Origin of the sequence: Novosphingobium guangzhouense (genome assembly GCF_002896965.1) — a bacterium.
GTDB lineage: Bacteria > Pseudomonadota > Alphaproteobacteria > Sphingomonadales > Sphingomonadaceae > Novosphingobium > Novosphingobium guangzhouense.
In genome coordinates this window covers 1-19,128 of sequence record NZ_LYMM01000024.1, presented here as the reverse complement: position 1 = coordinate 19,128, position 19,128 = coordinate 1, and the positions used below count along the sequence as shown (strand labels likewise).

Here is a 19,128-nt window from a genome sequence, read left to right as displayed (position 1 = left end):
TCTTGTCCTTGGTTCGACCCGCTCGGGCCGCGAGAGTGGTGGGCAGGAGCGACGCGGCGGCCGCTCCGATAAGTGTATGGCGGCGCGAGATCATGCGTCGTGCTTGCCGGTATCGTCGCCCGGCAGACGGCCCAGGACATGATCGCGGCACTCGGTCATGACGAACTGCGCGACGTTTTCTTTCGTCACGAACCGGCTCGCCAGCGGGATGATCTGTTCGCCGAGCAGGATGCCCAGCAGGCCAGCCAGCGCGATCATCGGCGGCGCGGGCGAACGGACGCCGAGGAGACTGTAGACCACACCCACCAGCAACCCGGCGGCGATGGAGAGAAGGTAGGCTTTCATCGGGAGTCTCCTCGGCGGTGTTCGATCAGCCCTGCACGAAGGCGAGCAGATCGGGATTGAGGGTTTCGGCGTTCACCGTCAGCATCCCGTGCGAGAAGCCCTCGTAGATCTTGAGCGTCGCGTTCGGCAGAATTTCGGCCTGCAGCACACCGGCGTTCTTGTAAGGCACGACCTGATCGTCATCGCCATGCAGGACGAGGGTGGGGACGGTGATCGCTTTCAGGTCTTCGGTCTGGTCGGTTTCGGAGAAAGCCTTGATGCCTTCGTAATGGGCCTTGGCGCTGCCCATCATGCCTTGACGCCACCAGTTGTCGATGACGGCGCTTTTCACGTCGGCGCCTTCGCGGTTGAAGCCGTAGAAGGGGCCGGCAGCGACATCGCGGAAGAACTGCGCGCGGTTGGCGGCAAGGCCGGCGCGCAGACCGTCGAAGACCTCGATCGGCAGGCCGCCCGGATAGGCTTCGGTCTTGAGCATGATCGGCGGCACGGCGCTGACCAGCACGGCCTTGGCGACGCGGCCCTGCGGGATGCCGTAGCGGGCGACGTATGCGGCCACTTCACCCCCGCCTGTCGAATGACCGATGTGGACGGCGTTGCGAAGGTCAAGATGCTCCATCACCGCAGCGGCGTCGGCAGCGTAGTGGTCCATGTCATGCCCCTCGCTGACCTGCGCGGAGCGGCCGTGGCCCCGGCGGTCATGGGCGACAACGCGGAAGCCCTTCGACAGAAAGTAAAGCATCTGCGCATCCCAGTCGTCCGACGAGAGCGGCCAGCCGTGGTGGAAGACGATCGGCTGCGCATCCTTCGGACCCCAGTCCTTGTAGAAGATTTCCACGCCATCAGAAGTAGTTACATAGGCCATGTCGAATAACTCCATGAAAGGTGCACAACGGCACTCAAAGGTACCACAAGGTGCGCATAAAGGTGGAACCGGCAGGCCCGATGAGGGTCTGAGGGTGAGATGAGCCGCCGGTTCCGAGCTGAGATCAGTGACCGCCTTCGGAGGCGCCGAACATGGTCTTGGCGTACTTGATGCCGAGGCCGTAAGCGCCGCCCCAGACCTTCGCGATGCCAGTGGTGCTGTCATAAGTTTCGGTGCGCGCCCAGTCGCGCTGCAATTCGAGCAGGTACTGCAACGAGGTCATCGGCACTGCGCCCAGCTGGATCATGCGCTGCACGGCGCGCTCATGCGCCTCTTCCGAGATGTCGCCGCAAGCGTCGGTGATGACGTAGGCTTCAAAGCCCTGGTCGATCGCCGATGCCACCGGCCCGACGATGCACACCGAAGTCCACAGTCCGGCGAAGACGATGCGCTGCTTGCCGATGCGGTTGATCTCGCAGATCACGGCTTCGTCTTCCCAGGTGTTCATGCTGGTGCGGTCGAGCAGTTCCTGCCCCGGAAAGGCATCAGTGATCTCGTCGAACATCGGGCCGGAGAAGCTCTTCTCGGCGACGGTGGTGAGGATGGTGGGAACGTTGAACGACTTGGCACCGCGCGAGATCAGCGCAGCGTTGTTGCGCAGCAGTTCGGGCGCGATCGACTTGGTTGCAAAGCTCATCTGCGACTGGAAGTCGATCAGGACAAGGGCGTGATTGTCGGGCGAAATCAGCGACTTTCCCGGAGTCGCAGTGGCCGTGGCGGTTGCGGTGAGCGTCATTGGTAGGTCCTCCTGTTGCTGGGCGTCCTTGCCCGTCGAGATGCATTCTGGAGCGAGACGGTCGTTCCAGATAGGCGCATAAAATCGTTCCGAACTTTCGACAAAATCGAAAAGATGCGGCCGGTGATCGGTGTGTTGAGAGCTTGTGAGAGGCTTATGAGCCGGACCGCCGACGGGCGGAATCAACCGTAGGTATTACACCCGTTTGGGGGGGCGGTCCGGCTCAGGCTGGCGGGCAGGCCCTTCGAAGGCCTGTCGCGAGGGGTATCTTCAGGCGGCGTCGACGAGGACGATTTCGCTGTCCTCGATCGCGGTCACCCGGATCACATCAAGGTCGCGGATCGCCGCACCGTCGCGGGCGTTGACCTGCACGTCATCGATCTTGACCGCGCCGGTCGCCGGGACAAGGTAAGCCTTGCGGTCGGCGCCGATCGGGTATTCCGCCGTCTCGCCTGCCTTCAGCGTCGCGGCGACGATGCGCGCGTCAGTGCGGATCGGCAGCGCGTCGCCGTCACCTTCGTACCCGGAAGCGAGCGTCTCGAAATGTCCGGCGCGATCGCCCTTGGGGAAGGGACGAGCGCCCCAGCTGGGCTGTTCACCGTTGCGGGTGGGCAGGATCCAGATCTGGAAGATCTTCGTGGTTACGTCTTCAAGGTTGTATTCGGAATGGCGCACGCCGGTGCCCGCGCTCATGACCTGGACGTCACCCGCTTCGGTGCGGCCCTTGTTGCCCAGGCTGTCCTCGTGCGTGATGGCGCCTTCACGGACATAAGTGATGATCTCCATGTCGCGGTGCGGGTGCGGCGGGAAGCCGGTCTTCGGCGCGATCGTGTCGTCGTTCCACACGCGCAGGTTGCCCCAGTGCATGCGGGCCGGATCGTGATAGTCGGCGAAGGAGAAATGGTGCTTGGCGTCGAGCCAGCCGTGGTTGGCGCCGCCGAGGCTGTCGAAAGGACGAAGTTCGATCATCTTGGGTCTCCGGTGGAAGCGGCGGGTTGAGAGTGCCGCTTCGTTGAGCCCTTTGTATGGGTTGCGATCTTTTCCGTTCAGATAGATAAAATCCATCGATCATTTCGAGGAAATAGAAAAGTGAGTAATCCCGGAACCCCTACGCTCGATCAGCTGACAATCTTTCTGACCGTTGTCGAGGTCGGCAGTTTCGCGGGCGCGGGACGCAAGCTGAACCGCGCGGTCTCGGTCATCAGTTACGGTATCGCCAATCTGGAGGCGCAACTGGGCGTCATGCTGTTCGAGCGCGAGGGCACGCGCCGCCCTCAGCTGACGGTGCAGGGACGCGCAGTGCTGGCAGAGGCCAAGGCGATCTCGCAGGGCGTCGATGAGCTGCGCGCCAAGGTGAAAGGCATGCTCGACGGGCTGGAGGCGGAAGTGAACCTTGCGCTCGACGTCATGCTGCCCGCTGACCGGGTCGGGCAGGTGCTGCGCGAGTTCGCCGCGACCTTCCCGACGGTACAGCTTCGCCTCCATGTCGAGGCTCTGGGCGCGATCACGGCGCTGGTGCTGGACCGGGAGGCGGTAGTCGGCCTTTCCGGTCCGCTGTCCGCCGGGGTGGAGGGGATCGACAGCCGCTCGGCAGGGTCGGTGGCGATGGTGCCGGTGGCGGCGCCCGACCATCCGCTCGGCCGGATGATGAAGATCGAACCCGGCGCCGGGCGGGACTATACGCAGCTGGTGCTGACCGACCGCTCCCGCTTTACCGAGGGCAGCGACTATTCGGTGTTCAGTCCCAAGACCTGGCGGCTAGCCGATCTTGGCGCGAAGCACGCGCTGCTGCGGCAGGGTATCGGCTGGGGCAACATGCCCTTGCCAATGATCGAGGCCGATCTCTTCGCCGGAACGCTCGTGCGGCTCGCGATGCCGGATCATGTGGGCGGGACGTATCGCTTCTCGGGAATATGGCGGCGGGATACGCCTCCGGGCCCTGCTGCGACGTGGCTGCTGGACCGCTTCGTGACACTGGGATGCGAGGACGTGGAACTGGAAGGACTGGGCGATGTCTGACGTGCAGGATGGCAAGCCCGGCATGACCTCCAGCCGCTTGGAAGCTTTCACTGACGGCGTCGTGGCGATCATCATCACCATCATGGTCCTGGAACTGAAGGTGCCCGCGAACGGCACGCTGTCGGCGCTGGCACAATCCGCGCCAATCTTGGTCGCTTACGTTCTGTCATTCATCAATGTCGGGTTGTATTGGAACAACCACCATCATCTGATGCATGCGGCGGGTCGGATTGACGGGCGCGTGCTTTGGGCGAACCTGTTCCTGTTGTTCTGGCTGTCGCTGGTGCCCTTCGTGATCCGCTGGCTGGACGAAAGCGCGTTCTCTGCGATGGCGACGGCGGCTTATGGCGTAGTGCTGGGCATGGCAGCGGTGGGCTACATGTTAACCGAGCATGCGATCGTGGTGTGCAACGGCAGGCAATCCACGCTGGCCCGCGCACTTGGGCGGGATGTCAAAGGCAAGATCAGCCTGATGCTTTATGCGATCGCGATCCCGGCGGCATTCCTCGCACGACCGCTCTCGTTGGTGATTTACGTCGTGATCCTTGGCGTGTGGCTGCGCCCCGACAAGCGGATTGAGCGGCTGCTGGGATGACGGTTCTCTCAATAACCGCCGTTCGCGAAGCACCTCGAAGAAGCTAGTTCTGTCCTACGACCCGGTCCTCGCCACCGATAAAACCGGCCCTTCCCGGCCGTTCAGCACCCAATTTGACGCTCCCAAGTGCGGACCGGCAGCTTTCCCATTCTGGATGCCCAAGACTGGCCGTAAGGAGAATGGCGGCTTTCAGCCTGATATCTTGGGAAGTCGCCATTCCGGGGCCACTGGGGCGCGCACATTTCGTATGACGAGATTTGCGTGCCGATAATGGTCCGAGGGGCAACCATTACTCGGCTTGGATGGCGCGGCGACATGGCTGCCGCCGCGCTGCCGATTAGGTCGCCGCGTCGAAGCGTGGGGCCCGATTGAAGTCAGCCTTGCCGAAAGGGCGGTCGCGGAACATGTAGCCATAGTAGAACTCGCGCAGAAGGCGATGATAGTCGCGGATGTGGTCGCGATAGGCGAGTTGCGCTGTAAGGTCGGTCCGCGCCATCCTGGTCAGCAACGCCTGCACGCCGACCGAGGGCAGCACCCAGCCGAGGCTGCGGGCGGCATGGTCGCGGGCTTCGAGGCCCTGCCGATAGGCGCGCACCCTATCCGCCACGCTCTCATCGCCGACCTGATGGAAGGCGAAGTACCACTTGTAATGGAACGCGGTGCCCAGAGGCGCGGAATCCGCCCATTGCGGGTGGTGGGCATAGAAGGCCCGCATCGTGTCCTCGCGAGGGATATCCCAGGCGTGATTGACCGCCTCGCGCTGGGCAAGGGCGATCTCGGCACCCTGATTCACCGGGATCGCGCGGTTGATAACAACATGGCCGAGCGTTGGCAGTATCAGCACGAGCACGAGCCATAGCGCCGCAAGGCTTGCTGCATTGGCAACGCTGCTCCAGCCCAGTCGGCTGATCAGGGCGCTCAGGCCCGACCAGAACAGCAGGTAGCCAAGGACCAAGCCCAGAATTACCAGGATGGCGCCAGCCGCGACTCCCGAGATGGCGGCGGCTACCGCGAAAGGCACGCTGATCGCAGCCCACAGCAGCGCCAGGCGTAACAGGGTGCGACGTCGCCATAGCGCAGCCCCGCCGTGCGGCAGTGCCGCCAGTGTGCGCCAGCGCCCGGCCTCGTGCTCGCCCGATGTCAGGTCGTGACACAAGGCGATGACGAACAGCGGAGCTAGGAACACCAACACGAAAGCGAAATCGAAACGGCCGGGCAGCGCCAGTTCCGGGTTGAAGGTATCGCCATCGTAGATCTGTGCTTCCAGGCCCAGTGCCCGCACGCGGAGGATGTAGGGGGAGACGTCGCGCATCCCCAGCGCCGCGAAGGCGAGCGGCGAAGGCGCGTCCCAGGTTGGGTGGAAGCTGTAGTAGGCGGCGCTGCCTGCGTCCTTCTCCTTGTCTACCCAGGCGGCGATTGCGCCGATGTCCTCGGCCTGCGCGGCGGGAATGGCGGCGATGGCGGCGCGCTGGCGGGCGACTTCGGCCATCCCCGCGACCAGCGCGGCCACCGTCAGCACCGCCAGCAGGCCGAGCGCGATCATGGCGAGGCGCTGGCGCAGTAGCAGGCGGGCTTCATGCATCCACAAGGTCATCGGCCCCCTCCCAAACGGCGCCCCAAACGGCTAGTGACGAAGGCTAGCAAGGTTCTGGCAAGCACGAGCCATCCGGCGACCACGATCAGCCCCGGCAGGGCGCGGGCCGCGAGTGTCGCGCCGTCAGGCGCGCGATAGGTGAAGTCGGGCATTGTTTCCCAGTTTCCGGCGGCAATACGTTTGCGGCGGTCGGCGTCCGCGTCGCTCGCTGTATCGTTGGCGTAGCTGACGGCATCGGCCTGCAGCCGGTTCAGCCGCTGGACCAGATCGTAGCGATAGGCTTCCGCCTGTTCGAGAAAGCCGCGATGCGCTGCGAAGTCGGTGCCCGCCGCGGCCATCGACAGCGAACGCAAGGCGATCGCCGGGCTGATGACGCCCACCGCCCCGACAATGGCGTTCTGCGAGCCTTGTGCCGCGTAGCTGTCGCCGCTGTAGCGGTCGAACAGGGCCGAGGTGATACGCTCGCCCTCCATGCCGAGCAGGCCCTTGTAGTTGACCGGCAGGTCTTCCACCCGGGCTACGCCATAGCGCTGGAGCACCGATCGCTTGAACGCGGCGAAATGCGGGTCATCCGGATTGTGGGCATCGCCAAGGCGGCGCAAGTCGCGCGCGATCGCTACTTCGGTCTGCAGGCGGTTCTGCAGTGGCACCGCCGCGCTGGCAACATCGGGCGCCACGCGCGGGAGCAGGATGACGCTCACCGCCCAGATCGCCACCAGCGCCAGCAGCGCGTCGCGGCTGCGGCCGACCAGCGCGGACACGAGCACGATGACCGTGACCCACAGGAGCAGCCATGCCGCATAGCCCAGCACGATCGCGGCCATCGGCAGGATCGCCGCGCCGGATGTGCCTGCCAGCACGACAAGGCCCAGGATCGCCGGCAGCGCCACCAGCAGCGCGACCGTACACAGCGCGCGCAGCTTGCCACGAACGATCGCCCCACGCGTCGCGCCCTGCATCATCAGCACGCGCAAGGTGCCGCGCTCGGTTTCGCGGGCGATTGCGCCGTAGCCAAGAAAGATCAGCAGCAGCGGGGCTACCGTCTGCAGCACGAAAGCGGGCGTCAACTGGCCGAAGCGGACCAGCAGCGAGCTCTGGTTGACGTCGCCGAAGTTGGCGGTGTTCTGACGGTGCCCTTCAAGGAACATCGAATTGCCGGTGAAGGCATCGACGCCCGGATCGAAAGCGGCGAGCGCGCTCAGCGGGCGGAAGATGAAGGTGCCGTAGTGGACCATGCGGTGCGGATGGCGATCGGGCTGCGCGTCGAAGGCCTGTTCGGCTTCGTGCTGGTGGCGGGCGCGCAAGTCCTCGATCCCGCGCTGGTGTGACCAGGAGCTGGCCACGGCGACGAGGGTGAGCAGTACCAGCAGCACGCAGGCGATCACGGCAACGCGGTTGCGGCGCATCAGCCGCAGTTCGTCGCGCGCTATCAGGGTGGCGGCGCTCATGCCGCATGCCTTTGCGTGGAGACGGCAAACCGGGCGTGCAGCGCGCGCACATCGAAGCGGTCCTCGCCTTGCGCGGCCACGTCCTCGACGATGCGCCCGGCTTCGAGGAAGCAGATGCGATCGGCGATGTCGGCGGCGCTCAGCAGATCATGCGTCACCATCAGCACGGCGGTGCCGCGTGCGCGCACCGCAAGGACCAGCGCGTTGAAGTCCGCCGTCGCGCGCGGATCAAGGCCGGAAGTCGGCTCATCGAGCAGCAGCACCGGCACTTCGCGCAGCAGCGCGACCGCGATGGCCACCTTCTGGCGCATGCCCTTGGAGAAGGCGCCGAGCCGCTGGTCCCAGGCGCGCTCCTGCAGACCGGCGGCGGCGAAGGCCTCGACGATAGCCGCGCGGCCCTGCTTCCCGCCGGAGAGCGCCAGCAGGTACTGCGCGTTCTCCACGGCGGTCAGGTGTTCGTAAAGCGCGACGTTCTCGGGCAGGTAGGCGATCTGGCGTCGAGCCTCGTCAGACGCTGACCCCGGATCGATACCGCAGACCGAGACGATGCCGCTTTGCGCCTTCACAAAGCCGAGCAAGGTCGACAGCGTGGTCGACTTGCCCGCCCCGTTGCCGCCGAGCAGGGCGATGACGCTACCTGCTGCGACGGAAAGCGAAAGGCCATCCAGAACCCGGTGGTCACAATAAGTGACAGCGAGGTTCTCGATCAGGATCGGCAGCGCCGTTTCAGTCATTGTGTTTCTCGAATATTGCTGGGAAAGCAAGGATTTTTGCGAATTTCGCGGCCTCATGCCTTATTGCAGGAGATGATGCAACATATCATTGTTCACCGTCATTCGTACTGACAGAAGGCCGCCCGAAACGGGGCCCCGCACTGTCTCGGGACACATTCAACGTGGGGATCGCATGCGTCGTTTTACCGAGAACCGCTGGCTACTCGCTGGCACTCTGCCGTTCGCCATGGCACTTGCTCCGTCTGGCGGTGCCTCTGCCGAAGAAGTTGCCGCAGAGGACGAGGAACGTTCTTAATCGATCACCGTGACCGGCGTGCGCCAAGCCTATCGCGGTAACTTCGCGGTTTCGGAAATTCCTTAGCCAATCGCCGAGATTGACGCCAAGACGTTGCAGCAGAACGGCATCCAGCGCCTCACCGACGCGTTCGATCTCGATACCTCGGTAGTGCGGCAGATCACGCTGGTTGAAGTGCTCAAGGGCCCTGCCGCAGCATTGGTTGCGCGCGGTGAGCCTAGCGGCACGATCAACCTCCCGAGCAAGCAGGCGGAACTGGGCCGTAGCTTCCGCACCGCTGCGATCCAGTAAGGGAGTTGGGGCAGGGTACGCGGCGAGTCGGACGCAAACGTCTCGCTGACCGGGGGCCTAACCGTGCGCCTGATCGGCTATGCCGAGGATGCCGATACATTCCGCGATTACGTTCACCAGTCGCACTGGGCCTTCCTGCCCTCGGTCGGCCTTGCGCCGGGGCCGGATACGCGGGTGGCCTGCGATTTCGAGAAGACCGGCGTTGCCGTGCCGAGAAATCCTGCGCTAGAAAGCCTCATTGCGGAAGTTGAGGCTGAAATTGGCAGGTACGGTAAGCTGGCTTTGGTAAGTTAGGCCTGAAAATTTGCATCAATTCGTCTCGTGGAAATAGATGGTGACGTGACCTCCAGATTTTCCTCCAAGGTTGATTAGAGTCTGGCCTGATGGAAGGACGGACGAATGAAGCGAGCAAGGTTCACAGAAGAGCAGATCATCGGCGTGCTGAAGGAGCAGGAGGCTGGCGCGAAGACGGCCGACCTGGCTCGTCGCCACGGGGTATCGGAAGCGACGATCTACAACTGGAAGGCCAAGTATGGCGGTCTGGAGGTCTCGAAGGCCAAGCGGTTACGGTCGCTTGAGGACGAGAACGCCAAGCTGAAGCGACTGCTGGCCGAGGCGATGCTGGATAACGCTGGCCTGAAGGATCTTCTCGCAAAAAATTGGTAACGCCCGCTGCCAAGCGAGAGGCGGTCTCTCGTCTCCAGGCGGTTCTGGGGATGAGCGAGCGGCGGGCGTGCCGTGTTATCAGCGCTGACCGGAAGAGCATGCGTTACCGGTCACAGCGGGAAGATGATGCCGACCTTCGGGCGAAGCTACGTGAGCTTGCGCAGCAGCGCCGCCGGTTTGGCTATCTTTGGCTGCACATTCTGCTGCGACGTGAGGGCGTGGTGATCAACCGCAAGAACACGCAGCGGCTCTATAGTGAGGAGAAGCTGGCGGTCCGACGCAGGAGAAACCGTCGGCGTGCCATCGGCGCACGGGCACCGGCTCCCGTGCTGGCGCTACCCAATCAACGGTGGAGCCTGGACTTCGTCCATGATCAGCTGGCAACGAGGCGTCGTTTCCGGGTGCTCAACATCGTCGACGGTGTAACCCGCGAGTGCCTGCGCGCGGTGCCGGACACGTCGATCTCTCCAGGGGTCACGTCACATCGACCAAGCCGCCGAACAGTTTCTCGTTTGAGCAGTGCCTTGCGCCCCGCGATCGTTTTGTGGCGACAAAGGCGAAGTGGCGCGGCGTTTCTTTGGCGAGCACTTTGCCCCCCGCGCGCACGTCAGATTGTGTTGTGGGGTGTATCCAGGGGCATTGTGTGCCGTTGGGTGGTGATTTTGAGAGAGTTGTATTGGTGTTGGTTGCGGGGGAGGGATTAAACCGGGACCGACACTCGAGTTCATCTCCAATGTCGGCAGCGATGTTTGCAGGGGCCTACAACTGCCGACATCGCCATCTTCTAGAAGTAGCAATCTGAATAAACTGCAGAACCGTCATCGTTTGTGCCTCGCAACCGGAGCGGGCCGTGGTGCTAGAGTGAAAGGCTGGAGGATGCCGGCGCTGCTGCCTCTTATACGCGGGGCACAGCGTTCGAAATTCGATCTGCTTGGCAATGCGACATCGATCACGACAGCTCAGCCCTTCACGGTTAAGGTCCTGTACGGCGGCAAGGGGCTGGCCAAAACCGACGTGACGTTGTTCCGCGAAGCCGGGTTCTATGATGGAAAGAAAGTGGCGGCCGAACTCCACACCGATGCGTCGGGCAAGTTCACCGTTACCCCGCCTGATGCCGGCCGCTATCTTCTGCTCGCACGCTACCGCGATATGGCACCCTCGGGCGCCGCAGCCCGCTACTATAGCTATTGTGTCACGCTCGCGTTCGAAGCGATGTAGCTGGCCAATGTTTCCAGGGTCAATTTCGTGTCCGCATCGGCTTGTGAAAGACGCTCTCGCCAAAGCGCACCTTCATCCGACGTGCCACCGAACCTGAATATCTGCGCTGCCTCCATGTTGTCGGACTGTGATAAAGGCCAATTGCCGCCCAGTAATCTTTCGCTGCACGTAGGCCGGAGAGAAAGATCCATCGCGCAGCCTCGGCATTGAAGCAGGGATCGAAGCGCAGCCAGTGTCGCACCTGGAGTTCGGAGTGCCCGACTTGCGCGGCTATGCGTGGCACCCACCAGCTGTTGATCTGCAAGGGGCCAAGATCATGCGAGCCATTGCTGTTACGGACTTCAGCACCGATCCAGCCTGCTTCCTGATCTCGCAAGCCCCAAAGCGTCTTCTCCAGCCACGCATGCCCCATCGACGCCTGACGGATGCAGGAAGCTATACGCTGTTCCTCCTGAACTTTTTCGGGCGCTGCCATGGCCCGTTCCGGCGATGCTGCCAGCAAGGCAGTGACTGCCCATGTCGTGCTCGAGAGAAGGCGCCACATCACCCTGCCCGCCCCGGCTCTGCTCGATGAGATTTCACGGGAAGCATGGCACGGGCTGGGGCTTCAGGCACTGCTATCGGGCCGCCTGTCAACAGGGCAAGCAGCCTTCGCCCGGATATGATTTCGACGTGGCTGCTGTTGCCGATGAACTCCCGGCTCTGCGGCCCTGTTCGGCCGGTATGGATGAAAAGGCCGCGACAGTTTTTGGCCCGGCACAGCGCATCGAAGGCGCTGACATGTTCGGGCCGGATGGCCGTCGCATAGCGCTTCGCCTGGATGAGCCAGAGAGAGCCGTCGATCATCACCTTTCCATCGATGCCGCCATCGCCGGTGTAGCGATGGTTTCTGATGACCCTGAAACCACGACGCTCGAAACTTTCGAGCAGCAACTCCTCAAAGGCGAGCGGATCCATGCTTCTTAGCCTCGCATAGAGGAGTTGGGGCGGTTGCAGGCGACCACGGCCGCGCAGTTGCTGCGCCATGACCCTTGCCTGCCTGCGACGCCATCGATGCCGCAAGGGCACGTGAAAGCGGCGCAGGACAAGGGCCAGGAGCACCAACGCGACAGCGAGCAGGATGAGGAGCATGGGATGAGCCTCTATCGTTCGGGACCGTGGGAGGGTTCGGATTGAGGTGCGGGGGATGGCGACTGCCGTTCAGCATGCGTTGTCGAGGGCTCGATCCGGGTGCGAGCACGATCGAGAATGCCCTCGAGAAACCGGTCGAGGACCTGAGCGACGCTTCGGGCGCCTTCCGCGATATGCTCTGCTGTCCCTCGCGGCCCGCGATCCCGGCGAGACAATTGCCTTTCAAGGGCGCGATCCCGACGCGACGTTCGGTCCTTTTCCTGTTCGGCCTTCAGCGTCGCCAGGCGCGCGCCCTGCCGGTTCGTGAACGGGCCGACGCGGTCCTGGTCCATGCGTCCAAGGCCCTCGGTGGAGGAGGTCTTCTCACCCGACTGGCGCTCCAGCTTGGCGACAAGTTCCTTGACGTTGTTTGTCCAGAGCCTGACGCCGTACATGGCGCGCGTAATGGCAGTGTAGAAGTTCTGGGCATTGACCAGCGGCGATTCCACGGGCGCCAGCAGGAAGACTCGCGGATAAGTCTTCGACTGTGAGGAATATACTGTCTCGGCATAGCCATGGTCCCAGGTCTTGTGCTCTGACAGGTCGACCTGCTGTACACGGCCGTCCCGATCCCAACGGATCGTAGCAAGGTCACCGTCCAGCTTTTCGACCGTGCCGCGCTCGGCGTTGCGCAGATCGAGATCCCGATTGACCAGACGCCATTGGATACGATCCCCCTCGGCCAGATCACGCTCTTCGGGGTTGAAGACATTGATGTGCCGGGCCCGTGTCGTCTGCGGATCCCAGCGGATGATGCGCCCCTGTTCATCGACAAGGCGCACGACCTGCCGGCCGTTGGGCTCCCGTCCGAGTCCTACGACGCGATAGTCCGTGTGCCGGGCAACGCCGAGACCGGCGATGTCGCGGTCGAAGCGCACCACTTGCCCTGCTCCGTAGAAGCGGCCCATATGTTTTTCGATATCGGTGAAGCCTGCCGGAGCAAGGATCGAGAGCCTGCTGTCTTCGGCTGCCAACTCATTCTCGTTCCTGAGCGCTTCGCGGATCTTGCTGTTGACGATGAGGCGCGTGGCATTGTCGAGCACGAGGATGTTGGTGCCCGCACGGGAATCGGGCTTGAGCCTCACCCAGGCGTTGACCACCATCGCGGCCATGGCCTCATTGTCGGTGACGGTCGTTACGCTGTCGAGATTCTTTAGCGACTGCTCGAAATTGCCGGCCCTCGCCTGAGCGACCGCTTCCTTGATCGTACGGGTTTCCTGGCGAACCGCCTCGGTCAGCTCGACCACCGGCAATCCCAGCCGGCGCATCAGCCAGAAGGGCTTGCCCTGTTCGATGGCGCCGGTCTGATTCTCGTCGCCAAGGAACAGGAGCCTTGCTCCGGTTATCCGGCTGATCTCGAGCAGCCTTCTGGCCTGGCGGTTGCCAAGCTGACCGGCCTCGTCGAGCACGAGCACATGGCGGTCCGTTATGCCATGGCTGCCACGCGCTACGAAGCTGGCGACCGTGTGCGCCTCGATATTGGCCTTTTGCCCCAGTTCCGCAGCCGCCGATGATGTGGGCGCCAATGCTATCAGCGTCGTTCCTGGTTCCGCCGCTTCGCCCAATACCCGCACCAGTGTCGACTTGCCCGATCCGGCAACGCCATGGATCCCGGTGACGCGATCCCGCGACATAGCGGTCTCGACCAGGGCCCGCTGCTGCTCAGCATTGAGCGTCGTCTTTTCCAGTACGGCCAGGAGCCGGTCGCCCGACGCGATCGGCCGGGCGTCGTCGAGGCCAAGTGCAATATGTTGGGTAAGTGCCAGTTCCAGCCGCCACGACTTGCGGGTGGTGCGTCCATGCGTGAGTACTCTGTCGCCCGTTTGCTCGTGGGTCGGCAACAGTTTTTGCACGAGTTCATGCGTCTCGATCCGGGGGCGCAGATCCTCCAGTCGCATTTCTCCGACATGGGCTGCGAGTCCCGTGCGCAGGATATCGCCAAGATTGTTGACGGCTTCGGCGGTTTCCAATTGCCGCAGGCCGAAAAGGGCAGCGCGTGAAGCCGTACGTTCGGTAGGAGTAAATTGTTGTCCCTCCCGTTCGCGTGCAACGGCAGCAATTTTTCCAAGCGTTTCGAGTTGGTCGCCAGTCCGCTCATGCCATTGCACAGTAAGTTCTTGCGCGCCGATCTTCGCCTTGGCCTTGCGGGTTGCATAGAAGGAGGCACGCTGGGCCTTTTGGCCGACCAGGCCATGTTCCCGGGCATGCTCCTCAATCGCCTCTGCGCGCTGCGAGAAGCGCTCGATGAGTTCCTTGGGCACGCCCTGTATCTCGAACAAGCCGGTGCGAGGATCAAACTCGACCTCATAACCAGCCTCGCGAAGGCGGAAGGCGAGCGCATTGCGATAAATCTGCCCGGCCACGCGCTGCTCACCATACATGACGCGGCTTTCCAGGCTTGCCATCGGGTCGCCATCCTGGCGATTGGTCATGTTGAGGACGACCAGATGGGTATGGAGATGCGGGTCGAGTTCCCGGCTGCCATGCTCGGTGAAGCGCGCGACGAGAATGCGCCCCGTGGTCTCATGAACGATCTTGCCTTCCTCGCGGCGGCGAAGTTGTGCCTGTTCCTCCAGATAGGTGATGGCAGCTGTGACAGCATGTTCATGCGCGGCGAGCACTCGCTCATCCGCTGCCACCAGCGCCATGATGGACACGGATTTCGGGGCATTGACGGCAAAGTCCCAGCCAGGATGATGCTGGATTTGCCCGTCCGCGCGGTGTCGCCCCAGTTGCTGATCGCCGACGTTGCCGGCAAGCAGGTCACGAAACTGTCTGGCGTCGACGGGACCGGAAAGGCCGAGGTCGGCAGCAAGTTTGCCACCCCATTCGGACGGTTCGTTGCCGCCCTTGGTGTAATAGTCGCCAACCGTATAATATCGGGCGATATTGGCGGGCTTGCCGTGGAGACGTTGCGGCTGGATCATGCTGGCCGCGACGGTTCGCGCGGACCATCGTCCCGCTCATGTTGCACCAGGTCGGAGCGGATTTCGCCCTGCTTGCCGGCGAGGATCGTCCAGGCGAGCCGGGGCGGAACCGGCAGGTCAGCGTCCTCCTCATTCAACAGAATGTCTTCAACGCGCTGCGCATCGACGTGCGGCTCAGGCGGCTGGAAGAGGTCCGGTTGCCTCGGCGGTGATTGGGGCGGTTGCTCACCGCTCGGCGGCTCGCCTGGGGAAGTGTTCGGCGGTTTCGCGTGGGGCGGCGGTGTTTGCGCCGCTTCCCGCTCGATCGCCTCCCGCACGCGCGCTTCGGCGTGAGCGATCCGGACCAGTTTCTTCGCATTGTCGATCTGGATGGGGGGGGCCGTCCGCTCGAGAAAGGCGGGGCCGAGTGAAGGGATTTCGTTGAAACGGCTGTCGAAGCGGACAACCGGCAAATTGCGGCCGAAGCGCAGAAATCCGACAAGATTGGGCAGGTTGGTGACCTCGGTCGGCATGACCAGCGGCCGCGTCACCTGCATCCGCGAGAGGTTGACGCCATCACGCATGTCGTTGACGCCATAGGACATGCCCTCATTGGCCTCGACCTGCTCGACCTGACCCAGATTCTCCGACACATGTTTGGCCGTCGCGGTATCGTTGGCCCGTAGCGCTCCCCATGTGGAACAATAGCCGGTGATCGCGGCCGCATCCTGAATGCCGTAAGTGGCTTCAAGCTGGGGATAGGACTGGAACCCCAATATGCCGCAGCCGCCATATTTGCGGGCCCGGGCAAGGAAGTCGGAGAGTGACGGTAGCTTCTGAAGCGTCGGCAATTCGTCGATCACGCAATAGAGGCGTCGATCGCGATCGGGGGTGAGGCTCATGATCGCGCTGATCGCGATATCGAGCCAGACGGTGATCAGCGGCCGCAACGAGGGCAACTGATCTGCCTTGACGGTTATGAAGAGCCAGCTCCCGTGCTGCCCCTTCTCCACCCAGTCGCGGATCGAAAAGCCGTCCTCGGTGTCGTCGAGATAGCCGAAGCTGCGCATGACTGAAGCGAGTTCCGCTTGGATGCCCGCCGACGTCCTTTCGCCTTCCGTGCTGATGAAGGCTGCTGCATCCGTCCCAGATACGAAGGCGGCAAGATCCTTGAGTTTGGAGCGCAGCAGCCGGTCGAGCAGCAGCGAGACATAGGTGTGTTTCTGCCGCGCGAGCTTGCGCATGACCGCGACAAGAGTGCCCCGCGCGGCCTTGGCCCAGAAAGGATCGCCATGCTTGTCGGGGATCGTCGACTCGGCGATCTGGTCATAATGATAGTCGCGCGGCACATCGACCCAGGGCGACCAGCGGGCCGTGCGCTGGTCGAGCGGATTGAGCAGCATGTCCGTGCCCTGGCGATAGAATTTCTCAACGAAAGTGCCCGCCGTGTCATAGACGATCGCACGCCTTCCCGACTTGCGAATGCCGTCAAGCATGCCGTTGATGAGGTTGGTTTTGCCTGTACCCGGCGCGCCGCACAGAAGGATATGTTCGGGCTCGAAGGCTTCCGGGACCGGGACATTGCCTACGATCAACGGTCCCTTGCGTTGCCGCCACAGTGCGCGCTTCACTTGCCTGATGGTACCGAAGCGGGCGCCGCGCAGATATTCGTTGGAGCCAAGGCCTCTGCCCGTCCGCGTGAAGTAGAACCAGGCCCATCCGAGCATGACGAGGGTAAACAGCCCCGATAGAAGAGCGCCGTGCAGAAGATAGATCTCGAACTGGTGCAGCGTCTTCTTTGCCAGGGGCGAAGCGACCAGCCAGTCCGCGGACGTCCAGTAGGATTGACCTGCCGGCGTGCGAAACTGGACCGGATCATTGGTGCCGCCCGCTGCGTCGACCTTGATCATCGCCTCCGCAAGCTTGACCAGCACGAAGCGCTCATATTCCGTCGATTTTTCGAAGGCATACCAGAGCGTGCCGATGGTCCAGATGATCAACCCGGCCAGCATGGTCTGGTAGAAGACCTGGGTGGTCATGCGGACATTGTGGACGATCGCTTGCCCGCCCCGCGTCCACGATCCCAGCGTATCGTTCCGGAAAATGCTCATGAGCGATCCACCTCCCCGAGGAGGCCGCGCTCCAGGAGTATGGACCGAGCCTGGGCCATGCCTTGCTCGAGGGCCTTTGGCGACTGCTGGCCCACGGAGGTCGCCAGGATCGAGAGGATCTGGATGGCGGTGGCGAGGATTTCGTCTTGCGAGGAGAAGACGTAGCGCTTGCGCTCGTCGACCGCCTGTTCCAGCGTCTGTCGGATAAATCCTGACAGAGAGAGGTTCGCGCCACGCGCGCGTCGCATCAATGTTGAGTGCAGCGACCCGTCGAGGCGAAAATTAACCTTGGGCACGCGATAGATCTCCCAACGGGAAACCTTCGCAGATGTCATGAAGCCCTGATGATTTATCAAAACGTTCGCTCAGGCGCAAGCGTCTAAGAATCCAACACTCATAATCATGTGGTTATTCGAACTAAGGCTCACAGTCGCGAAATTCCTGTTGTTTCGGGAGATCAAATCGAAGCGGAGATCAACGGTCATCCGGTACGTCTGCAAATTGACTTAGGGTTAAATGGCGTGGTCACATTGTCTGACGCAGCATGGAATCTCGTTTTCCCAAATGATAACCAACAAGCAGAAGGCAGCTCTCACCGAATTGAAGGTGCGAATCTTATGACTAGGCGCACGCTGGGTAATAGAATTACCTTCGCAGGATCGACTGTTGAAGGAGCACCAGTGGACAACTCTGACCCTTTGCCAGGCACGCAAGATGGTCTTTTGGGTCAAGGCTTGCTCGAAAGGGCTGAAATCATTCTTGATATTCCTGCTAAAAAACTGATCGTGATGCGTGCATTGAGGCCAGGCGAGACCGCCTGCCCGTCAAATGAAGCAGCCCCGAAATAATCAGCTTCGGTCGCGTTTCTCTCCCCGGCTTCACACAAGCTGTTCCAATGGGCCGACCTTTTAACCGCGCTTACCTCGCTGGTGGTGCTCGTAGCTGTCTCACGGTGGGCGCTCGATCCGTTCTTCGCTCTTCTGGCCCGGGCAAGAACGCGTGAAGTGCTCACCGCCGGCGCTCTTCTGGTAGTCTCGGCGCCGCGCTGCTCATGGACGCTGCGGGCATGTCCATGGCTATGGGCGCGTTCCTTGCAGGCGTAATGCTATCAAATTCCAGCTACCGGCATCAGATCGAAAGTGACAACGAGCCATTTCGCGGTTTGTTGATGCACTCTTCGAATGACACAATCGTGAAAAGAGAGATTGTCCCCGTGCGCGGAAGGACTCCGCCAGCGCAGTGCCACCACTATATGTTCACTAAATATCGCGTCTATCAAACTTCTGCCAAGGTAGCATTAGCTTTATTTAGCCTGCCGTGCATGCTCCGCCCTGGCTTGAAATGAATGGCACGCTTTGCGGGAACAGCAACCGACGCGCCGGTACGGGGGTTGCGGCCATTTTTGGCCTCGCGACGTCGAGTAGAAAAGGCCCCGAACCCTCTTAACTCTACGCGTCCGCCGTCGGCCAGCCGACCGACAATCTCTCCAAAGAAAAGGTCTACAATTTTCCCGCATTCCTCCAGGGTTATCTCTGGATGGTTTTTGTGCAGTGCGTCAACCAGTTCCGATTTTACCATTTCGCCCCTCGTGCTTTCGGATCCTTTTTCGCGTTTTCGACATAGTCGATGGCGTCCTTGACCGTACGGATTCTTTCGACATGACTATCAGGGATCGTGATTTTGAATGTGTCTTCAAGTGCCATCACTATTTCTACTACATCAAGACTGTCAGCGCCCAGATCTTCAAAAAATCTGGCATTTAAGGTGACTTGATCCGCATATATTCCCAGATGCTCGACGATCAGATCGACAACATCATTTGCGATTTCCGTCATATAAGCTCCATTCCGCCATTGGGCCGCGCTCGCAAACAAATCGCGTTACCATGCATATCATATCCGCTGTAGCTCGAGACCGCTGCGGGAAAGCTGTAGCGCGACAAACAGGATGAGGATTCGTATTGCCTCACTGAGAGATGTTCCCGACCGATGGTTCGGTTGCCTCAGCGGAATGTTCCCTTAGCAGATTTGTATTCTGCAAGCCAGTTCAAGGACATGTGGGGCGAGAGCCGGCGAAGC

General features: G+C 62.0%; 21 protein-coding genes and 2 pseudogenes. 9 read left to right on the top strand and 14 right to left on the bottom strand.

Annotated elements, in window-relative coordinates; genetic code table 11:
• Positions 1-90: 90 nt before the first annotated feature.
• The 4 genes from A8V01_RS06840 to A8V01_RS06825 form a co-directional block, all read right to left on the bottom strand.
• Positions 91-345: a DUF1427 family protein gene (locus A8V01_RS06840; protein ID WP_103095176.1), complete on the bottom strand. Its 255-nt coding sequence runs from the start codon at positions 343-345 to the stop codon at positions 91-93.
• A gap of 25 nt (positions 346-370) precedes the next feature.
• Positions 371-1,207 (bottom strand): alpha/beta fold hydrolase, encoded by an 837-nt coding sequence (locus tag A8V01_RS06835; RefSeq protein WP_103095236.1) that lies wholly within the window; start codon positions 1,205-1,207, stop codon positions 371-373.
• 124 nt (positions 1,208-1,331) lie between these two features.
• Positions 1,332-2,003, bottom strand: coding sequence for a hydrolase (locus A8V01_RS06830; RefSeq protein ID WP_103095175.1), 672 nt, complete (start codon positions 2,001-2,003; stop codon positions 1,332-1,334).
• A 270-nt stretch (positions 2,004-2,273) separates the two neighbouring features.
• Positions 2,274-2,972, bottom strand: a complete 699-nt coding sequence (locus tag A8V01_RS06825) for a pirin family protein (RefSeq protein ID WP_103095235.1) — start codon at positions 2,970-2,972, stop codon at positions 2,274-2,276.
• Between the two features lie 120 nt (positions 2,973-3,092).
• On the opposite strand from A8V01_RS06825, the gene A8V01_RS06820 reads away from it, so the two are divergent.
• Both A8V01_RS06820 and A8V01_RS06815 read left to right on the top strand, forming a co-directional pair.
• A complete protein-coding gene (locus A8V01_RS06820; protein WP_103095174.1) occupies positions 3,093-4,022 on the top strand; it encodes a LysR family transcriptional regulator in 930 nt (309 codons plus the stop codon).
• A complete protein-coding gene (locus tag A8V01_RS06815; RefSeq protein ID WP_245892363.1) occupies positions 4,015-4,617 on the top strand; it encodes a TMEM175 family protein in 603 nt (200 codons plus the stop codon). Before A8V01_RS06820 ends, A8V01_RS06815 begins: the two co-directional genes overlap by 8 nt.
• Positions 4,618-4,954: 337 nt before the next feature.
• On the opposite strand, the gene A8V01_RS06810 is transcribed toward A8V01_RS06815, so the two are convergent.
• The 3 genes from A8V01_RS06810 to A8V01_RS06800 are packed head-to-tail and all read right to left on the bottom strand — an operon-like array spanning position 4,955 to position 8,393.
• Positions 4,955-6,211, bottom strand: a complete 1,257-nt coding sequence (locus A8V01_RS06810) for a DUF3526 domain-containing protein (protein WP_103095173.1) — start codon at positions 6,209-6,211, stop codon at positions 4,955-4,957.
• Positions 6,208-7,659: an ABC transporter permease gene (locus tag A8V01_RS06805; RefSeq protein ID WP_103095172.1), complete on the bottom strand. Its 1,452-nt coding sequence runs from the start codon at positions 7,657-7,659 to the stop codon at positions 6,208-6,210. Before A8V01_RS06805 ends, A8V01_RS06810 begins: the two co-directional genes overlap by 4 nt.
• Positions 7,656-8,393 carry an ABC transporter ATP-binding protein gene (locus tag A8V01_RS06800; RefSeq protein WP_103095171.1) on the bottom strand — a complete coding sequence of 246 codons (738 nt, stop codon included), beginning with the start codon at positions 8,391-8,393 and terminating at the stop codon, positions 7,656-7,658. Before A8V01_RS06800 ends, A8V01_RS06805 begins: the two co-directional genes overlap by 4 nt.
• 172 nt (positions 8,394-8,565) lie before the next feature.
• Here A8V01_RS06800 and A8V01_RS29530 point away from each other — a divergent pair, with 172 nt between their 5' ends.
• The 4 genes and pseudogenes from A8V01_RS29530 to A8V01_RS06785 all read left to right on the top strand — a co-directional run bounded on the left by A8V01_RS29530 (position 8,566) and on the right by A8V01_RS06785 (position 10,863).
• Positions 8,566-8,688, top strand: coding sequence for a hypothetical protein (locus A8V01_RS29530; RefSeq protein ID WP_281256478.1), 123 nt, complete (start codon positions 8,566-8,568; stop codon positions 8,686-8,688).
• A gap of 3 nt (positions 8,689-8,691) precedes the next feature.
• A pseudogene (locus A8V01_RS29710) lies at positions 8,692-9,192 on the top strand (TonB-dependent siderophore receptor); the annotation flags it as partial.
• 186 nt (positions 9,193-9,378) lie between these two features.
• Positions 9,379-10,112, top strand: a pseudogene (locus A8V01_RS06790) (transposase); the annotation flags it as partial.
• A 409-nt stretch (positions 10,113-10,521) separates the two neighbouring features.
• Positions 10,522-10,863 (top strand): DUF4198 domain-containing protein, encoded by a 342-nt coding sequence (locus A8V01_RS06785; RefSeq protein ID WP_103095170.1) that lies wholly within the window; start codon positions 10,522-10,524, stop codon positions 10,861-10,863.
• Positions 10,864-10,882: 19 nt separating this feature from the next.
• Here A8V01_RS06785 and A8V01_RS06780 read toward each other — a convergent pair whose 3' ends face one another.
• Both A8V01_RS06780 and A8V01_RS06775 read right to left on the bottom strand, forming a co-directional pair.
• Positions 10,883-11,338 (bottom strand): lytic transglycosylase domain-containing protein, encoded by a 456-nt coding sequence (locus A8V01_RS06780; protein WP_242526571.1) that lies wholly within the window; start codon positions 11,336-11,338, stop codon positions 10,883-10,885.
• A 68-nt stretch (positions 11,339-11,406) separates the two neighbouring features.
• Positions 11,407-11,820, bottom strand: coding sequence for a restriction endonuclease (locus A8V01_RS06775; RefSeq protein ID WP_245892360.1), 414 nt, complete (start codon positions 11,818-11,820; stop codon positions 11,407-11,409).
• Positions 11,821-11,853: 33 nt separating this feature from the next.
• Here A8V01_RS06775 and A8V01_RS29140 point away from each other — a divergent pair, with 33 nt between their 5' ends.
• Positions 11,854-12,039, top strand: a complete 186-nt coding sequence (locus A8V01_RS29140) for a hypothetical protein (RefSeq protein WP_245892359.1) — start codon at positions 11,854-11,856, stop codon at positions 12,037-12,039.
• Here the strand turns inward: A8V01_RS29140 and mobF are convergent.
• Genes mobF through A8V01_RS06760 form a run of 3 tightly spaced genes read right to left on the bottom strand, consistent with a single transcriptional unit; the run spans position 12,006 to position 17,385 of the window.
• Positions 12,006-14,960 (bottom strand): MobF family relaxase, encoded by a 2,955-nt coding sequence (mobF, locus tag A8V01_RS06770; protein WP_103095168.1) that lies wholly within the window; start codon positions 14,958-14,960, stop codon positions 12,006-12,008. The two genes, A8V01_RS29140 and mobF, sit on opposite strands and share 34 nt — an antisense overlap.
• Entirely contained in the window at positions 14,957-17,050 is a 2,094-nt protein-coding gene (locus A8V01_RS06765) for a type IV secretion system DNA-binding domain-containing protein (protein ID WP_103095167.1), read from the bottom strand. Before A8V01_RS06765 ends, mobF begins: the two co-directional genes overlap by 4 nt.
• On the bottom strand, positions 17,047-17,385 hold the full coding sequence (locus A8V01_RS06760; protein ID WP_370584608.1) for a CopG family transcriptional regulator: 339 nt from the start codon (positions 17,383-17,385) through the stop codon (positions 17,047-17,049). The genes A8V01_RS06765 and A8V01_RS06760 overlap by 4 nt, the downstream gene beginning before the upstream one ends.
• A 69-nt stretch (positions 17,386-17,454) precedes the next feature.
• Here A8V01_RS06760 and A8V01_RS28095 point away from each other — a divergent pair, with 69 nt between their 5' ends.
• Entirely contained in the window at positions 17,455-17,898 is a 444-nt protein-coding gene (locus tag A8V01_RS28095) for an aspartyl protease family protein (RefSeq protein WP_146037209.1), read from the top strand.
• A gap of 203 nt (positions 17,899-18,101) precedes the next feature.
• Positions 18,102-18,395 carry a cation:proton antiporter gene (locus A8V01_RS28900; protein WP_207081022.1) on the top strand — a complete coding sequence of 98 codons (294 nt, stop codon included), beginning with the start codon at positions 18,102-18,104 and terminating at the stop codon, positions 18,393-18,395.
• Here A8V01_RS28900 and A8V01_RS06750 read toward each other — a convergent pair.
• Together A8V01_RS06750 and A8V01_RS06745 are read right to left on the bottom strand one after the other, a co-directional pair.
• Positions 18,326-18,628: an HU family DNA-binding protein gene (locus A8V01_RS06750; RefSeq protein WP_103095166.1), complete on the bottom strand. Its 303-nt coding sequence runs from the start codon at positions 18,626-18,628 to the stop codon at positions 18,326-18,328. The genes A8V01_RS28900 and A8V01_RS06750 overlap by 70 nt on opposite strands.
• Positions 18,622-18,885 (bottom strand): acyl carrier protein, encoded by a 264-nt coding sequence (locus tag A8V01_RS06745; protein ID WP_103095165.1) that lies wholly within the window; start codon positions 18,883-18,885, stop codon positions 18,622-18,624. Before A8V01_RS06745 ends, A8V01_RS06750 begins: the two co-directional genes overlap by 7 nt.
• Positions 18,886-19,128 lie beyond the last annotated feature (243 nt).

What these genes read in the sequence shown, in the direction of transcription:
- A8V01_RS06825 (WP_103095235.1), bottom strand. Translation starts at nt 2,972, where the DNA reads ATGATCGAACTTCGTCCTTTCGACAGCCTCGGCGGCGCCAACCACGGC.
- A8V01_RS06815 (WP_245892363.1), top strand. Translation starts at nt 4,015, where the DNA reads ATGTCTGACGTGCAGGATGGCAAGCCCGGCATGACCTCCAGCCGCTTG.
- A8V01_RS06760 (WP_370584608.1), bottom strand. Translation starts at nt 17,385, where the DNA reads ATGACATCTGCGAAGGTTTCCCGTTGGGAGATCTATCGCGTGCCCAAG.
- A8V01_RS06830 (WP_103095175.1), bottom strand. Translation starts at nt 2,003, where the DNA reads ATGACGCTCACCGCAACCGCCACGGCCACTGCGACTCCGGGAAAGTCG.
- A8V01_RS06745 (WP_103095165.1), bottom strand. Translation starts at nt 18,885, where the DNA reads ATGACGGAAATCGCAAATGATGTTGTCGATCTGATCGTCGAGCATCTG.
- A8V01_RS06775 (WP_245892360.1), bottom strand. Translation starts at nt 11,820, where the DNA reads ATGGATCCGCTCGCCTTTGAGGAGTTGCTGCTCGAAAGTTTCGAGCGT.
- A8V01_RS06800 (WP_103095171.1), bottom strand. Translation starts at nt 8,393, where the DNA reads ATGACTGAAACGGCGCTGCCGATCCTGATCGAGAACCTCGCTGTCACT.
- A8V01_RS06785 (WP_103095170.1), top strand. Translation starts at nt 10,522, where the DNA reads ATGCCGGCGCTGCTGCCTCTTATACGCGGGGCACAGCGTTCGAAATTC.
- mobF (WP_103095168.1), bottom strand. Translation starts at nt 14,960, where the DNA reads ATGATCCAGCCGCAACGTCTCCACGGCAAGCCCGCCAATATCGCCCGA.
- A8V01_RS28900 (WP_207081022.1), top strand. Translation starts at nt 18,102, where the DNA reads ATGGACGCTGCGGGCATGTCCATGGCTATGGGCGCGTTCCTTGCAGGC.
- A8V01_RS06835 (WP_103095236.1), bottom strand. Translation starts at nt 1,207, where the DNA reads ATGGCCTATGTAACTACTTCTGATGGCGTGGAAATCTTCTACAAGGAC.
- A8V01_RS06840 (WP_103095176.1), bottom strand. Translation starts at nt 345, where the DNA reads ATGAAAGCCTACCTTCTCTCCATCGCCGCCGGGTTGCTGGTGGGTGTG.
- A8V01_RS06810 (WP_103095173.1), bottom strand. Translation starts at nt 6,211, where the DNA reads ATGACCTTGTGGATGCATGAAGCCCGCCTGCTACTGCGCCAGCGCCTC.
- A8V01_RS06805 (WP_103095172.1), bottom strand. Translation starts at nt 7,659, where the DNA reads ATGAGCGCCGCCACCCTGATAGCGCGCGACGAACTGCGGCTGATGCGC.
- A8V01_RS06780 (WP_242526571.1), bottom strand. Translation starts at nt 11,338, where the DNA reads ATGGCAGCGCCCGAAAAAGTTCAGGAGGAACAGCGTATAGCTTCCTGC.
- A8V01_RS06750 (WP_103095166.1), bottom strand. Translation starts at nt 18,628, where the DNA reads ATGGTAAAATCGGAACTGGTTGACGCACTGCACAAAAACCATCCAGAG.
- A8V01_RS06765 (WP_103095167.1), bottom strand. Translation starts at nt 17,050, where the DNA reads ATGAGCATTTTCCGGAACGATACGCTGGGATCGTGGACGCGGGGCGGG.
- A8V01_RS29530 (WP_281256478.1), top strand. Translation starts at nt 8,566, where the DNA reads ATGCGTCGTTTTACCGAGAACCGCTGGCTACTCGCTGGCACTCTGCCG.